This is a genomic window from Pedobacter steynii (assembly GCF_900103665.1).
GTDB classification, from domain to species: domain Bacteria; phylum Bacteroidota; class Bacteroidia; order Sphingobacteriales; family Sphingobacteriaceae; genus Pedobacter; species Pedobacter steynii.
In genome coordinates, this window is record NZ_FNGY01000018.1 from 1 (window position 1) to 14,426 (window position 14,426).

General features: G+C 41.0%; 13 protein-coding genes. 5 read left to right on the forward strand and 8 right to left on the reverse strand.

From position 1 onward, the window contains the following. Positions 1–163 precede the first annotated feature (163 nt). Positions 164–613, forward strand: a complete 450-nt coding sequence (locus tag BLQ87_RS31720) for a copper resistance protein NlpE (RefSeq protein WP_074612930.1) — start codon at positions 164–166, stop codon at positions 611–613. 88 nt (positions 614–701) lie between these two features. Here the strand turns inward: BLQ87_RS31720 and BLQ87_RS31725 are convergent, their stop codons facing one another. The 5 genes from BLQ87_RS31725 to BLQ87_RS31750 form a co-directional block, all read right to left on the reverse strand. Beyond that, on the reverse strand, positions 702–1,403 hold the full coding sequence (locus tag BLQ87_RS31725) for an AIM24 family protein (protein ID WP_074612931.1): 702 nt from the start codon (positions 1,401–1,403) through the stop codon (positions 702–704). Between the two features lie 155 nt (positions 1,404–1,558). Further along, complete coding sequence (locus BLQ87_RS31730; RefSeq protein WP_074612932.1) at positions 1,559–2,275, reverse strand: hypothetical protein; 717 nt, start codon at positions 2,273–2,275, stop codon at positions 1,559–1,561. A 131-nt stretch (positions 2,276–2,406) separates the two neighbouring features. Then, entirely contained in the window at positions 2,407–2,655 is a 249-nt protein-coding gene (locus BLQ87_RS31735; protein ID WP_074612933.1) for a hypothetical protein, read from the reverse strand. A gap of 452 nt (positions 2,656–3,107) precedes the next feature. Further along, positions 3,108–4,397, reverse strand: coding sequence for an SGNH/GDSL hydrolase family protein (locus BLQ87_RS31745; RefSeq protein ID WP_074612935.1), 1,290 nt, complete (start codon positions 4,395–4,397; stop codon positions 3,108–3,110). A gap of 24 nt (positions 4,398–4,421) precedes the next feature. Beyond that, on the reverse strand, positions 4,422–5,636 hold the full coding sequence (locus BLQ87_RS31750; RefSeq protein WP_074612936.1) for an OmpP1/FadL family transporter: 1,215 nt from the start codon (positions 5,634–5,636) through the stop codon (positions 4,422–4,424). 326 nt (positions 5,637–5,962) lie between these two features. Between BLQ87_RS31750 and BLQ87_RS31755 the strand changes: the two genes are divergently transcribed. The 3 genes from BLQ87_RS31755 to BLQ87_RS31765 all read left to right on the forward strand — a co-directional run bounded on the left by BLQ87_RS31755 (position 5,963) and on the right by BLQ87_RS31765 (position 10,750). Continuing rightward, a complete protein-coding gene (locus BLQ87_RS31755) occupies positions 5,963–6,595 on the forward strand; it encodes an NAD(P)H-dependent oxidoreductase (protein ID WP_074612937.1) in 633 nt (210 codons plus the stop codon). A 166-nt stretch (positions 6,596–6,761) separates the two neighbouring features. Continuing rightward, positions 6,762–7,937: a lipoprotein N-acyltransferase Lnb domain-containing protein gene (locus BLQ87_RS31760; protein ID WP_074612938.1), complete on the forward strand. Its 1,176-nt coding sequence runs from the start codon at positions 6,762–6,764 to the stop codon at positions 7,935–7,937. A gap of 95 nt (positions 7,938–8,032) precedes the next feature. Beyond that, entirely contained in the window at positions 8,033–10,750 is a 2,718-nt protein-coding gene (locus BLQ87_RS31765; protein ID WP_074612939.1) for a carboxypeptidase-like regulatory domain-containing protein, read from the forward strand. Here the strand turns inward: BLQ87_RS31765 and BLQ87_RS31770 are convergent, their stop codons facing one another. Together BLQ87_RS31770 and BLQ87_RS31775 are read right to left on the reverse strand one after the other, a co-directional pair. Continuing rightward, on the reverse strand, positions 10,751–12,298 hold the full coding sequence (locus tag BLQ87_RS31770) for a PspC domain-containing protein (RefSeq protein ID WP_074612940.1): 1,548 nt from the start codon (positions 12,296–12,298) through the stop codon (positions 10,751–10,753). It lies immediately after the preceding gene. Then, the gene (locus tag BLQ87_RS31775) at positions 12,295–12,633 is read right to left on the reverse strand and encodes a PadR family transcriptional regulator (protein ID WP_074612941.1); all 339 of its coding nucleotides are present in this window, start codon (positions 12,631–12,633) and stop codon (positions 12,295–12,297) included. The genes BLQ87_RS31770 and BLQ87_RS31775 overlap by 4 nt, the downstream gene beginning before the upstream one ends. A 375-nt stretch (positions 12,634–13,008) precedes the next feature. On the opposite strand from BLQ87_RS31775, the gene BLQ87_RS33945 reads away from it, so the two are divergent. Continuing rightward, positions 13,009–13,167 (forward strand): hypothetical protein, encoded by a 159-nt coding sequence (locus tag BLQ87_RS33945; protein ID WP_172665008.1) that lies wholly within the window; start codon positions 13,009–13,011, stop codon positions 13,165–13,167. 93 nt (positions 13,168–13,260) lie between these two features. On the opposite strand, the gene BLQ87_RS31780 is transcribed toward BLQ87_RS33945, so the two are convergent. Further along, positions 13,261–14,403 carry a putative sensor domain DACNV-containing protein gene (locus BLQ87_RS31780; protein ID WP_074612942.1) on the reverse strand — a complete coding sequence of 381 codons (1,143 nt, stop codon included), beginning with the start codon at positions 14,401–14,403 and terminating at the stop codon, positions 13,261–13,263. Between the last annotated feature and the right edge of the window lie 23 nt (positions 14,404–14,426).

Sequence of the window (14,426 nt, forward strand, 5' to 3'; positions counted from 1 at the left end):
AAAAAACAGGTTAAATGGAAAGAGCCCGGTGGAATACCGAGCTCTCGTACAAAAAACTTAATTTTGAATCTGTCCAACTTTTTGGGGTCACACCATTTTTGTAAAACAAAACACTTCGCCAGCCGTTAGAAATAAGGTGGAAATAAACACAAACTCATTACCGATGAAAAAACAAATCTTAACTCTCGCTACAGTATCGATATTATTATGGAGCTGTACTAATGAAACAAAAAAGACGTCTGATGCAGACAGCACTGTAAAGACAGAAAATGCAGCCATCAACGATGGCCATAATGCTCAGAATTCTCTGGACTGGAATGGCACTTATAAAGGAGTCCTTCCCTGTGCAGATTGTGAAGGCATCCAAACAGAACTTACCCTTAACCAGGACATGACTTTTGTATTAAAAACAAATTACATGGGTAAAGACACAAAGTTCCCTGAGGATAAAGGAACATTTAAATGGGATAGCACAGGTTCAAAAGTAGAACTCATCGGGTTAAAGGATCAGCCAAATACTTATTTTGTTGGAGAAAATAAACTGATACAACTGGATATGGAAGGAAAAGAAATCACCGGGGCATTGGCAGGCAAGTATGTCTTAAAGAAATAGGATCAATATGATAAAAGCCCTGTAAAACGTCAATGTCCTGCAGGGCCTTTATGATTTGTGGTTCTGATTAATCCCCTTTTCTAATGGTTTAAGATTTAGCAGCGTATTTTACTTCTTCATAAGGCTGTACCAATACCCATCCTTCGCCCATAAATTCAAGCTGGAAGGATTCCCCACTACCACGGCCGATAAATGAACCAAATGTCAGGTTGGTTTTGATTTTTGGGGTCAGGTTTTCGGACCAGGCCACAGTGGCATTCGGATCCGTAAATACAGGCTGACCAGGAGTCACTTTTAATAAAATAGGTTCTCCATGGGTCGTGATCGCAATGTAACCTGAACCGGATAGTTTTACCTGAAACAAACCTCCTGACATCATACCAGCTACACTTTTAAGCATTTTAATTTCGTTCTGAATGCTTTCTTCCAAGGCTAAAACATCATTACCATTCACAAAGATGGCTTCATTTTTCAGCTTAATGATCTTCACCTTTTTACCCTCATCTGCCAGGTATAATTTACCCGTTCCGGTAGCATACATTAACGAAGTACCCTCTCCCGAAATGGCTTTCTTAAGTAAGCCTCCCAGTCCCTTGCTCATCATACCCTCTCTTTTGAAATCAATATTACCTATATAAGCAACCATAGATCCGGCTTTGGCCATGATCTTTTGATTCTTAAGGTTTACCTCAAGCAATGCGGGTTTTTCAAGTTCAAAGAAATCATTTTCATTTGGATCTTCTGCAGCTTCCAGAATAAATTCATTCAGCGTGTATTCTCTTTTATTCATGTAAATTTTATTTATCTAAAAAAATAAGTTACATGAATATAAAAACTTAAAAGTTCATGTTATTAAAAACTGCGTAAAAACGTAGGTTAAATTCACGTCAGCAGACAACTATTATCCTGAACAGCAAAGCGCCTGTCTTAAATATTTAAATAAAGCTATATCCCCAAAACTTTTACTCCATCACTTTCTATTAAATTTACTTTCCATTGAGCCGCTACTTCCTCTACATAATCAATAAAAGTCTCCACACCTTGAATAGTATGAAATGTGTACTCAGGCTGCTTTTCCATAAAATCGACATTCGTAAATCTGTGGTCATGTGAAAATATCATCACTTTTTTAGTGAAGGTATCGTACATGGTCATTCCTCCGTTTGCTTCTTCAACAAATGTTAAAAACCGAGTGTAATCAATTTGCTCATAGTTCCCTTCTTCACAAAGCATACTATAGTATTCCTCCCATCCTCCTATTCCGCGGAAACATTCTGAACCCAGGAACATAAAATTCTGATTATTACCGAGCCAGACCTCAGGTTGGTTGAAAGACTCTACGACCCCACCGATATTCCTCAGCATCAATTCATGCTCAGCGATGGGTTCACAAGAAAAGCTTTCTGAGTTTTCTATTTTATTTAACCATCCGCAAATTTGATCATCCTTATTATTCCATGCAAACAACAAATGCTCCTCTCCGTCAATTTCAAGGAAGGTGATTCTGGATTTCTCGACTATCGAAGTTAGTTCAGGAAACGTTTCCTTAAATTCCTCGCTTAACCTCAGGTCAATTTTCTCTTTAAACAGAACACTTGAATCCGGTTTAAAAAACCAGCTTTTTGTTTCCTTAAATACTTTAAAATCGTTGTTTCCCTGCATAATGATTCAGATTGTAGCTATTGGGCTAATTAAAATATCCATAATTGAAGAGTACTTCAGCGTATTTACACCAATGAAATGGTAGAAAATACTTTCCCTGATTTCATTCCAGGCAGGATCAGAGGAAGCAATTATTTGGCCTTACGCAATTTTATTTCCGAATTGACCTGAGCCAGACCAATTATACCCGGAATAAGTGAAATTAAACCAGCAGGAATAATGGTAATGAGCGCAAAATTCCGGCTTTTAAAAACGAGATAAAGAAGAATCGAAAATGCAATTAACATCACTATACCTAAACCAATTGTAGCTCCCTTCAGCGTGTTTTTCTTTTTGTGTAGTTCGTCTAAGGTTAATTCAGATAGTTGATTCTTTTTCATAATGATTGGTTTATTCAAGTTCTTTTAATTAGTATTTCTGTTAACGACTTTCGCTCACTCACTGATTAGTTCAAATGCTGCTTCAAGCCTTTTATCTTTTTCATCCTGATATTTTATGGATCACTATCTGAATTCTGGCGATGTCGATTTACCATCAATAATCATTAACGATAAAATTACTAAAAAAAACCGATTACACTATCCTTTAAAACACAACGCGTTCGCTATTCTACAATCTACATACGACAACGGGCCAAGTCCGATATATGAGAGCACTCAGACCAAGTACAAGCGGCAAAAGAGTAACAGCCGAATTAAAAGAGGAAGCAAAGATATTAGGATATTAAAGTTTTTTGGGTCCACACGCCCAATAAACCTACAAGAAAGCGGTAAGATAAATCTGCTTTAATATGCGCTGACTTATCTTACCGCTTTAAAGATCTATAGTTACACTACGGGAACTTCACCCCTCTGTATTTCGTTACATCTACAATTGGAATAGAAGAACCATATTTTGCATTAATAGATTTGATAAACTCATTGGCTACGATTGAATACCCCATTGGAGTCAGGTGAATCCCATCTAATGAGAAGATATTACCTGTAATGAAGGCTGCACTTACCCTTACTCCGTTTACATCTTTACCTGCACCATAGTCTTTCAACAAAGCATAAGCATCTACCAGGGCAAGGCCTTTAGCTGCCGCTACAGATTTGATGGTATTGTTATAAGCAGTAGTATAATCTGCAACAATGGCCGCCTCATCTTTATCCAATACCCATCTACTTTCAATTGGATTTAGCGGATGTAAGCCATAAGGAATTCCTCCGGTAGGCACTCCGATCACCCCTGCAGAAAGCAAAGGAAGCACGAAATAATCCTGAGCTGTTGCGGCTCTGCTTACTCCTGCACCTGTCCTGATGTAAATTGCGGTCACCGTAGGTGCAGTTGCCTGTACGGTTGCCAGTATTGAAGCTAAAGTAACCGTATTAAAATAAGGCGTACCCAATACATCAGGGATAGTTGCGACCACACCTTTTGCCTGATTAGCCGTCATCTTATCAGCAGCCATGTTGTATAAAGCTGTAAAAGTTGCTTTAGGGGTTGGCTGATCCGCAGGGTTTGCACCTCCGGAACTTGCATAGCCCAGGATGTCGTTATTTCCCAGCCACATGCTAAAGAAAGTATAAGGCTTTGCCGTTACGAAGTCCAGATATGGAGTCGTATTTCCAGGAGCATTCCCTGGCAACAACCTTTCATAGAATCCGTTCAGGTTACCATATTGAGGAACAGTAATGTGCAATAACTTAATCCCCGGAACGCCATAGTTGTTAAGATCTCCGGTATACTTCGTGAAAAGCGTTACCGCACCAGACTCCGGCCTTACTGCCAAATGGTCTGCCTGCGCTGCGATTTGTGGTAAGCCTTTCGCATCGAATCCTTTCAGCACCAAATGACCTGAACCATCGGCTTCAGTATCTTTGAAAAAAGGAGTAGAAAAAGATCCGCCGCCTACCGCTTTCATCTGTTCGGCGATCATTCCGGGATAGGAATTTTTCTGTCCTTCCAGGAACAATCCATTATCCGCATAACCGGAAGTCAGGGAATTTCCTACCGCAATGTATCTTGAAAAATCAGCCGACCCTTTGGTAAGCGTAATGTCTTTGAGCTCTGGTTTGCAGGAAGCCATTCCAAGAATAGCAACCGCAAAAATACTTTTATATATAAAATTTGATTTCATTATGTTTTTTTCTGAAAAGGTTAACTACCATTTATAAGAGAAAGAGATACCCGGGATATACGCTGCAGTTTTAAACTCACCGCTCAATCCTGTTTCAATATTAGTTTCATTTCTGGCTTTCACATTTTCATATAGGAAAGACAAATCGATAAGGAACCTTTCAGACGCTTTGAATCCAAGACCCGCGCTTAACAGCAGGCGGTCTGCATCCGGAACTTCCGGTGTTACATAACCTTTTCCTACCGGAGTCATGGCATAAGCAATACCTGCACGAAGTGCTAATCTGTTTGTGGTTTGGTTTTGAATCCCCACGCGGAAGGCTGCAGCATCATGATAATTCCTTGGTGATTTAGTATCAGGAATTCTGGCATTATTGTCATAATCAAAGGCCAGTTCTTTATATTTATTCCAGTGTACCCAGTTCACATCAACCGCAATAGTAGTTTTATCTGAAGGATAGAAACCCAAACCAATCGAAGTCGTTGCCGGTAAAGGAAGTTCTGCATTAAATTTCGTTGGCATAGTCGCCTTCAAAGCATCCGGAACATCAAAGATGGCATCGCCATTTTTAACTTTTGCAGTGATCTGTGAACGGTGAGTAACCCCGATGGAAACACCGGACACCGTTTGAACATAGATACCTGCATTCCAGCCAAAATCTTTTGCATCGCCTTTTAGTTTTGCGGTCGAGGCCTCTCCATTTGGTTTAGTGATTGGAACTGCTCTTCTCAGATCAACTTTCCCTAAGGAATACACCAAACCTCCACCGATACCAATATTGTCTGTAATTTTCAAACTCAGGGTTGGCTGGATATAAATGGCTTGTAAATCAAGAGAGGTTACCGTATATTTCCCTGTCCAGTCTTCTTTCCAGTGCATTGCACCGCCAAATGGAGTGTAAATACCGATACCAAATCGAAGACGGTTGGCAGGTGAACCGAATACAGCATAGCCCATCACAGGCGTTGCTATCTTATCTTTATTATATTCTGTGATGTTAGAGCCATTTTCGCGGAATGCGGTTTTAAGGTATAACGGACTGATACCGGCCTGAACACCATTTTTTTTCAGGAAGGAAACGGCTCCCGGATTAAAAAATACAGCAGCTTCGTCCAAGGCAACGCCTGTTCCGGCACCTCCCATGGCGGTTTGCTTTTGGCCTTGAAGGTTTACCTGAAAGGATTGGGAGTAGCCCAGAATAGGCACAGCCAGTAAAAAGCTTAGTAGGATCTTTTTCATATTTGGATAGGGTTAAATTGATATTCGGTTCATCTCAAAGAAACATTTAATGTCGATCTTACTCTAGATTAACAATTTCGATTTGATTGAGTTTGCAGCAAAACAATTATGCTTGCATAACAATAAACGATTTTACGGAATAAAAAAAACTAATCCAAATGTTATCGCATACTTTTTGTCACAATCAAGTATCATCTAAAAGTAAAAAGCAAAAAACAATGGACAAGATATCAGTAACATACCTACATTTGCTAACAGTGTTATTTATTTAGTCGCTATATAACTAACACGCAAAAAAGAAAAATTTTAGATAAAAAAATAAGAATATGAGCTTAATTGAAGCATTAAAATGGCGTTATGCCACTAAAAAGATGAATGGTGAGAAAGTTTCACAGGATAAGGTTGACCAGATCCTTGCTGCAGCACACCTTGCCCCTACTTCTTCAGGTTTACAGCCGTTCAAGATTATTGTGGTTACCAATCCTGAGTTAAAGGAAAAAATCAAAGCAGTTGCTTATGGACAATCTCAGATTACAGATTCTTCACATTTGTTAATTTTTGCTGCATGGGAAAATTATACTGAAGAAAACATCAGAAACGTGTTTGCTCACGGGAACAGAGAGCGCGGTATGCCTGAGGATTCACACTCAGACTATGTCAACAACCTTGTCGCCACCTATACCGCAAAAACTCCGGAGGAAAACTTCAACCATGCTGCAAAACAAGCTTATATTGGCTTTGGAGTTGCCCTGGCAGAAGCAGCTTTATTAAAAGTTGATGCGACACCAATGGAAGGTTTCAATCCGGCAGCATTGGATGAGTTGCTGGGCTTAAAAGAAAAAGGTCTTCGTACCACAACCTTATTACCTCTTGGATACAGAGACGAAAGCGGTGATTGGTTGGTGAACCTGAAAAAGGTACGTACACCGTTAGAAGATTTCATCATCGAATTTAAATAGGCAACAGAAAGCCTCTTTTTTAACCCGGTATAATTCCACCATACCGGGTTAATTATTTTTATCAGCTTACTAACTTTTCTATTCTCTAAAGATAATCCTTATTTTATATTCTATTAACAGGGTATTCGCATCTTTGCAATGAATTTTTCGCTCCAGATTGCCCCTAATGAGAATATTAAAAAGGTTTCTAATCCTCAGCATTTTTTTCTTACTGTGTCAGAAAACAAGTATATCAAGCCCGATCCCCAGTTTCCACAACATCTCGGTGAGCCTGCTGACCTGCGAAAAAACCGACCGCTATATTTATGCCCTGTTTGGCCATAGCGCCATCCGCATCAGGGATGAAGCCCGTCAGCTGGATTTAGTTTACAATTATGGAACCTTTGACACCACTGACCCGGGATTCTATTTCAACTTTCTCCATGGCAGGATGAAGTACTTTCTGTCCCGGACAGATTACCAGACCTTTATCCGCTCCTACCTGATGGATGAACAATCGGTTACGGAACAAAAGCTACAATTGAGCGAAGCCCAGAAAAGCAAGCTCATTTCCATTCTGCAGACACAAATAAAACCTGAAAACAGGTCTTATAATTATGATTTCGTCGGGAAAAACTGCTCCACTAAAATCATCGATCTCTTATCAGAATCTATAGGCCCTGATTTTGACCGGTCCCTATCTCAAGTCAGTCAGGGAAAAGGACCTTCCATCCGGGAGCAGCTCGGGGCCTACCTGAAACACAATGAGTTTGAAATGATTGGCATGAACATCTTTCTTGGCAAGCAATCAGATACCCTTACCAACAGGAGCCTCAGTTTATTTTTACCTGATACCTTGCGAAAAAGAATAGACGAAATGCAATCTCAGGAGCGCAAGTTCTCCGGCCCCATCACTTATTTATTTAAGGCCAATCCGAATACCCGTGGTTCCACTTCCCTGCTGAGTACCTTGTTTTATGGCTTAAACTTATTACTGTTATTCCCCATCCTCGGCAGACTGCTCATCGACATCCGAAAATATCCTGTATTAAAACTGTTTGCCTCCTTCCTCAGCGGATCCTTCCTCCTTCTCCTGAGTGCCACCGGCCTGCTCCTGATTTACCTGTCTGTCTATTCAGAACTGGATCTGATGCGACATAATTTCAATATCTTATGGTGCCATCCGTTTTATCCGGCCCTGTTTTTCAGGAAAACGTCGAAGATGGCGGCAATCATCTTCCTTGCCGGGATACTGACATTTATCTTCTTATCTATCAACACTATGCCTTTCCCTGCGTTCTTCCCCCTTTTGCTGCTGCTGATCTTATGGCTAAGCTTCCATATTTTACCGGGGAAGGGATAAACCGAATGTCAAAAAGTGTTAAACATGACGGTTAATATGGCTATTCAATTCATAAATGAATATATTAGCCCTATTAACCGTATTGAACCATTTTGATGAGATTTATAAACTTCTTTATTGCCCTTATACTGCTATCCGCCACTGCGCATCTTTCTGCCAGCGCTCAGCAAGACAGTGTCGTTCTAGACAACATCATTAGCAAAGCCAAGAAACTTTCGGATGAACATCCTGTAGAAAAGGTCTATGTACATTTTGATAAACCTTATTATAGCGTTGCTGATACCATCTGGTTTAAGGCTTACGTGACGATGGAACAAAATATCCCCTCACAACTCAGTAAGATTGTTTATGTGGATGTGGTGAATGCCAAAGATTCCCTGGTACAAACCATCAAACTACCAACAGTGAACGCTGTGGCTACCGGAAACATTCCGCTTACCCCCGGGACCTATAAGCAAGGAAATTATTACATCAGGGCGTATACGGTATGGATGCTCAACTCGAGCGATAAGTTCTTTTTCAGCAAAACGATTCCTATCGGAGAGGCAATTGACAAACAACTGATCACTCATTTCAGCTATAAGAGTACACAGAGTGACAAAAGCCAGAGCATTGAGGCCATCGTCCAGTTTAAAAACCCCGATAAAGTAGCACAGGCAAATAAAACGGTCAACTGGAAAGTGATTTCCAATTACGATGTAGTTAGTAAAGGAAAAGGAACAACTGACCAGAACGGGATTCTGAAAATAAAGATTGAACCCAGAAAAAATGAGCTCATCACCAATGGGGAGCTGATTACAGAACTCAATCTGACAGATAAAGACATCGTCACCAACAGCTTTAATTTAAAACCGGTAGCGACCACACATGACATTCAGTTTTTTCCCGAAGGTGGAGAAATGATCAGCGGACTCGCCATGCGGGTAAGCTTCAAAGCTGTCACGGCTAAAGGCTTGGGCATAGATCTTAAAGGAACAGTCACTGACAATCAAGGCAACACGCTGAGCAATTTCAGCTCCAGTCACCTGGGAATGGGTTCTTTTTACCTGAATGTAGAAACCGACAAAAGCTATAAAGCGAATATTACCTTTAAAGACGGGACCAGTAAAAGCTTTGATTTACCTAAAGCAATACCTTCGGGAATCATGAGTCAGATCACCAATACAGATCCAACAGCCTTTAATCTTAAAATCCTTGCCAACGACACCTACTTTCAGCAAAACAAAGGAAAGACCTTCTTTATTGTAGCTACACAGGGCGGCATCATCTATTATGCAGCAAAAACACGTCTGGCAACGCAGGTCAATTCAGCAAAGATTCCTAAAGATAAATTCCCGGTCGGGATTGTTCAGGTCACTTTATTCTCTGAATCGGGAGAGCCAATTAATGAAAGACTGGCCTTCAACTACCCGATAAATGAAAGCCTATCCCTTAAATCAGACCTTCCATCTTATAAACCAAGACAAAAAGTAAAGCTAACCGTTAGCCCTAAAAATGCGACTCAGCCACTGGAAGGAAATTATTCGATCTCCGTTACTGACGAAACTAAAGTTCCGGTTGACGAAGACACAGAGACAACAATATTAAGCTCTCTTTTACTCACTTCAGATTTACAGGGTTATATTGAAAAACCAAATTACTATTTCACCAAACCGGATGAGAAAAAGCTGGCAGATCTGGATCTGCTGATGTTGACTCAGGGATACCGTCGCTTTGCGTTTAAAGACATCCTGGCCAATAAATTCCCTCCTGTAACTTATTTACCGGAGCAAGACATGCGCATCACCGGAACATTAAGGGACCGTACCGGAATGCCGGTAAGAAAAGGTGCCTTACGTTTAACCGTGCCAGGAACAAACATTTCTTCGGAAGCAGTGACCAGTCCATCTGGTCTTTTCGCTTTCCCCAACTTATCAATTCCGGATTCATCGGAAGTATTGATCAATGCCAAATACAGCACGAATGGTTCCAACCTGATGATCATGCTGGATGGATCGCCTTTACCGGAGGTCAGCAAAAATCCTTACCCGGCAGAAGAAGTAAGTAATATCGACAGTACCCTGTCTGCCTATCTGAGCAACAGCAAGCGCCAGTATAACTACCTGCGCACCCTGAAAGAAGTAAAAATCGAAGGGGCTAAAATTAAAAAACCTAGTCATGCGGACCATTCTGCACTGGCAGGCCTGAGTTCAATCACGGGAACGGTGATCGATGGAGAACGCCTGAAAGATTGTAATTCTGTTGCACTCTGCCTGCAAACCATGGCTATGGGGCTTACCTTTTTTGAAAACAATTTCTATGTGACCAGAGATTATCAACAGGGAAGCAGGGTTCCGGTAGCCATTTTCATAAATGGTATGGCATTGGATTATATGGCTTTACTAAATGTACTTCCTTCGGATGTAGAATCCGTAGAGGTCTTTACCAAAGACGAACTTGGAACGATAAACAGGATGTACAATACCAATGGTGTATTGGTGGTAAATACAAAGAAAATAAAGAAAAGTACCATGAGTATTGCGGATCTGAAGAAAATGCTGCCTCAGCAGAACATGCTAAAATTCAATCCAAAAGGCTTCAGCAAACAGAGAGAGTTTTATATGCCAAAATACATTAACCCGGCAAACACCTATAATTTCAATGATTTAAGGACTACCATTTACTGGAATCCAAAAGTGATCACTTCCGGAACAGCACCATTAAGCTTAGAGTATTTTAATGCAGATGGTAAAGGTACTTACAGAGCAGTCATTGAAGGGGTAGACAAATTCGGGAATGTGACCCGGTCTGTCTACCGCTACACTGTAAAATAGTTATTCGTTGTCTGAATCTTTACGTTCATTCAGACATTTTAAGCCTGTATGTGTCATGATCCACTCTGTGAATTCAGCAGTTCCATCGTAATTACAGTCCCAGTAATTGTACCCGTTTAAAAACCAAGCCAGATCACGGCTGATTTTTAAATGGGTACCTACAGGCACCTTCAGCATCAAATCTACCTCCTGATTCCTCCAGCTGGCTTTTTTAGTCAGCTGTAAGCGGGAACTGAAATTCAGCAGAGAATCCTTTTGCACAAATTCATAACGGATATTCTGCGCTTGCTTTAAAGCAGCTTCAAAAGTTTTTCCCTGTGCCCTGTAATTCCTGACCAGTTCACTTTTTCCATTCTCGCTTTCTTCAATTCTAAGGCTTACATTTCTTGGCTCATCAAAAGGACCACTATGATTTAAGATTCTGCGCCCATTTTTATTGTAGGACTCAATCTTATAATTAATACTGTCTTCTTTGCTAAAGAAACGCGTTTTGTCTACCGTCAGCAAAATTGTTTTATGAGCCACCAATGGTGTAACCTGTGCCAGTTCTGCACTTTCTTTAAACTCCGTCGTAATTTTTGCGATGTAAAATATACTGACCACTACGCCGCCAAGCCAGATGATCAACAGACCAAAGGAAAGCGTTTTATTAATCGCCCTGCCATTAAAAGCAACCCGGACAGAGAAAAGTACCAGGGCCAGCAACGGAACTGCAAAGACAATGAATACAGCAATCACTATCGAGCTGAGGTAATCCTCATTGACCATACTCACCGGAAAATAACTGTACACATTGGAATCCCAGATTCCAAATAAACCGGCAACAGCTACAATCAGAAACAAGAGGAACAAAGAACCGAAAATGATAATTACTACTGCAATCATTTTAAACAATGTTTTCCCTGCACCTTGAATAAAGCTACCCAGAAATTCAAAAAACTCAGCAATAAAACCCCGCGACTGTTTCATCAATGGATTCAGGTGGCTGTTGGCAAATCCCCTCAGATTAGGTTCCTCTCCCCTCATCGTCATCTTTTCCGACTTACTTTCTGCCTTCGGAATAACGATCCACATGATGAGATAAGCCAGTACTCCGGACCCTCCGATAAACATGGAGATCAAAGCTGCCAAACGGATCCAGCGGGCTTCAATATTCAGGTAATGACCGAGACCAACACATACTCCTGCAACCATCGCCTGATCGGTATCCCTGTATAATTTCTTTACACCATCATACGGTGGGATATGGGCAAGCGGATCTTCAGCTCCTTCGGATTCCTCAGAAGTTTCAAAATCTTTTACAGAACCCATCTGTGCAGTTACTGATTTTACATCTTCTATATTGATGGCTTGTTTTTGCTGGATGGTCAGGATCTCGCCAAACATTTCGGCAATCCTGTTTTCAATATCGGTAACGATCTCAAAATCATCTGCATTTTTTGAAAAATGGTGCTTTACTTCGTTCAGGTAAATGGTCAGCATTTCGTAAGCATCCTCTTCGATATGAACGATGGAGTTACCGATATTTATGTTAAGTGTCTTCTTCATGAGTTGGTTAAATTAGTTTTGGAAGTGTCTATTGCATAAGCCAGTTCCTGCCAGGTGTGGTCCAGTTGACTGAGAATGGCTTTCCCCTCGGCCGTTAACAGGTAGTATTTCCGGGGAGGCCCTGATGTGGACTCGACCCAGTTATAACTCAGCAAGCCATTATTTTTTAAGCGGGTAAGCAAGGGGTACAAAGTCCCCTCTACGACCAACAATTTGGCTGACTTTAATTCTGCGATAATATCGGAAGCATAGATCTCACCTCTGGATATGATCAGGAGCACACAGTATTCCAGTATGCCCTTTCGCATTTGTGTTTGCGTATTTTCTGCTATCATAATACAAAGTTATATGTTTTATATAGTAATATGCAATACATAGTACTATAATAAATCACAAAAACTACATAACAAGCTTATTATCAGTTGTATAATTTTACTTTCTGATTTTATACGAATCAACAATTGAGACAAATTCAGGGATTTTGGTTCAAAGTCCGGGGATAAACGGAGTTTAAAATTCCGATTAGCAAACGTGGCTAAAAAAAGGACAATATGGAGAACTAATGGACAACAACTCGCTATAAATGAGGGACAAAAGTCACAAACAAGTTTCAAAATCAAGGAAGAAATGAAAATTATTAACATTTTCACATTCCATTAAAATTTTGGCTCGCAGTTTGCATTAAATGAATTACTAAAAAACAGCCAGCTATGTTAAGTAAACCTTATTTCATTCTTCAGGTTTTTGCAAGGCAAAAAGAGGAAAAAAAAGAAAGGCCACTCACTAAAAGTGATTGGATTCAGGTAGACCGTATAGTGATCATTCTGCTATTTGTGGCGGTAATTATTGGGGCAATCGTCTTTTCCTGATTCCGAAAAATATAGCCATTTAGATTAATTAATTTTTTAAGCGTTCTCCAGGGTACGCTTTTTTTATGCGCATAGTTTCCGCTTTAACAACGCTTACAATAAGAGCGTGTCGATGCGGTGGGCCTGTACCCTCCCCTGACTTTCAGACCAGGTATAAATGGTAAAATGCCCATCCTGAGAAGCCACGAGGGCAGTCGCATCCCTTTGGTCGTGTACAAACTGAGCGGCAGAAAGGTGTCTTGTTCCACCAACTTTGGTCGGATGCACCACGATCGCATCTCCGCCTTTAATCGGTTCAGAGAAAGAGAGTTCATCAATATTCTCTTTTCCTTTTGCCCTACCGATTTTGGCGCCGAAAGACAACAATTCATAATCGCTGCTGATGACCGTTGCACCATCTACAGCCGTCAGACCAGCAAGATGTTCTACCTCACGTTTCAATGCCGTTTGCCAAAAAATCTGACTGGCTTCTTTCCGGTCCTGCTGAAGCAGCTTGGACAGACCGGTAAAGGCTGGCTGAATATAGTATTGAATAGGTTTAATGATCGACTGGAGCCAGTTGTTCGTTTCTGTAGGCACGACCAGTAATGTTCCTCCCCTTCCATGACTCCTCATGGAAACAGCCAACTGGATCATTACGTTAACAGAATCATTCCAGTAAGAAGGCGCAGTAAGGTCCAGCAAAGAAAGCAACATCGGCGGGCAATCGGCCATATTGGTATTGTTTTCATCTACCATTTTCACCTGGTCGCCTTTCAGGACTGCAATATTCGTAAACTTACCGAAACCGTAAATCCTGCGGTGTTTGATCACCAGCAAAGCAGGTTCAGAAACATCCAGAACAAAGCAAAAATTGGGAATGCTGACCGTAGTCCCCCAGATGAACAACTCATCGTCTTCCAGCCAGACACCTAAATGGATACCCGCTCTTTCTACGCCTGGTGCAATCTTGGTCAGAATTCCCGGACTCAGTGGCAGGCGGTGTTTAAAAAGCAAAGGATTGCCCGCTTGCTGAGGAGGTAAATAAGCCAGTGATATTTTCGGGGAATGTCCCTCCTCTTTGCGCAGGCTTGCCCAAAATGTAGCATCAATGATCGCTTCAACTACATTCGCTGTTGGCAAGGGTGCAAGATCATCTTCGCCGCTTTCTCTTGCCGCAGAAAGATGTGCTGCAAAAATAGCTTCAACTTTTGGGGCAATAACCCGTGCTGCCTGATAGGTCGACTGGTAGATCATGCCATAAAGTTAAGCTATTCATG

What these genes read in the sequence shown, in the direction of transcription:
- BLQ87_RS31720 (WP_074612930.1), top strand. Translation starts at nt 164, where the DNA reads ATGAAAAAACAAATCTTAACTCTCGCTACAGTATCGATATTATTATGG.
- BLQ87_RS31725 (WP_074612931.1), bottom strand. Translation starts at nt 1,403, where the DNA reads ATGAATAAAAGAGAATACACGCTGAATGAATTTATTCTGGAAGCTGCA.
- BLQ87_RS31730 (WP_074612932.1), bottom strand. Translation starts at nt 2,275, where the DNA reads ATGCAGGGAAACAACGATTTTAAAGTATTTAAGGAAACAAAAAGCTGG.
- BLQ87_RS31735 (WP_074612933.1), bottom strand. Translation starts at nt 2,655, where the DNA reads ATGAAAAAGAATCAACTATCTGAATTAACCTTAGACGAACTACACAAA.
- BLQ87_RS31745 (WP_074612935.1), bottom strand. Translation starts at nt 4,397, where the DNA reads ATGAAATCAAATTTTATATATAAAAGTATTTTTGCGGTTGCTATTCTT.
- BLQ87_RS31750 (WP_074612936.1), bottom strand. Translation starts at nt 5,636, where the DNA reads ATGAAAAAGATCCTACTAAGCTTTTTACTGGCTGTGCCTATTCTGGGC.
- BLQ87_RS31755 (WP_074612937.1), top strand. Translation starts at nt 5,963, where the DNA reads ATGAGCTTAATTGAAGCATTAAAATGGCGTTATGCCACTAAAAAGATG.
- BLQ87_RS31760 (WP_074612938.1), top strand. Translation starts at nt 6,762, where the DNA reads ATGAGAATATTAAAAAGGTTTCTAATCCTCAGCATTTTTTTCTTACTG.
- BLQ87_RS31765 (WP_074612939.1), top strand. Translation starts at nt 8,033, where the DNA reads ATGAGATTTATAAACTTCTTTATTGCCCTTATACTGCTATCCGCCACT.
- BLQ87_RS31770 (WP_074612940.1), bottom strand. Translation starts at nt 12,298, where the DNA reads ATGAAGAAGACACTTAACATAAATATCGGTAACTCCATCGTTCATATC.
- BLQ87_RS31775 (WP_074612941.1), bottom strand. Translation starts at nt 12,633, where the DNA reads ATGATAGCAGAAAATACGCAAACACAAATGCGAAAGGGCATACTGGAA.
- BLQ87_RS33945 (WP_172665008.1), top strand. Translation starts at nt 13,009, where the DNA reads ATGTTAAGTAAACCTTATTTCATTCTTCAGGTTTTTGCAAGGCAAAAA.
- BLQ87_RS31780 (WP_074612942.1), bottom strand. Translation starts at nt 14,403, where the DNA reads ATGATCTACCAGTCGACCTATCAGGCAGCACGGGTTATTGCCCCAAAA.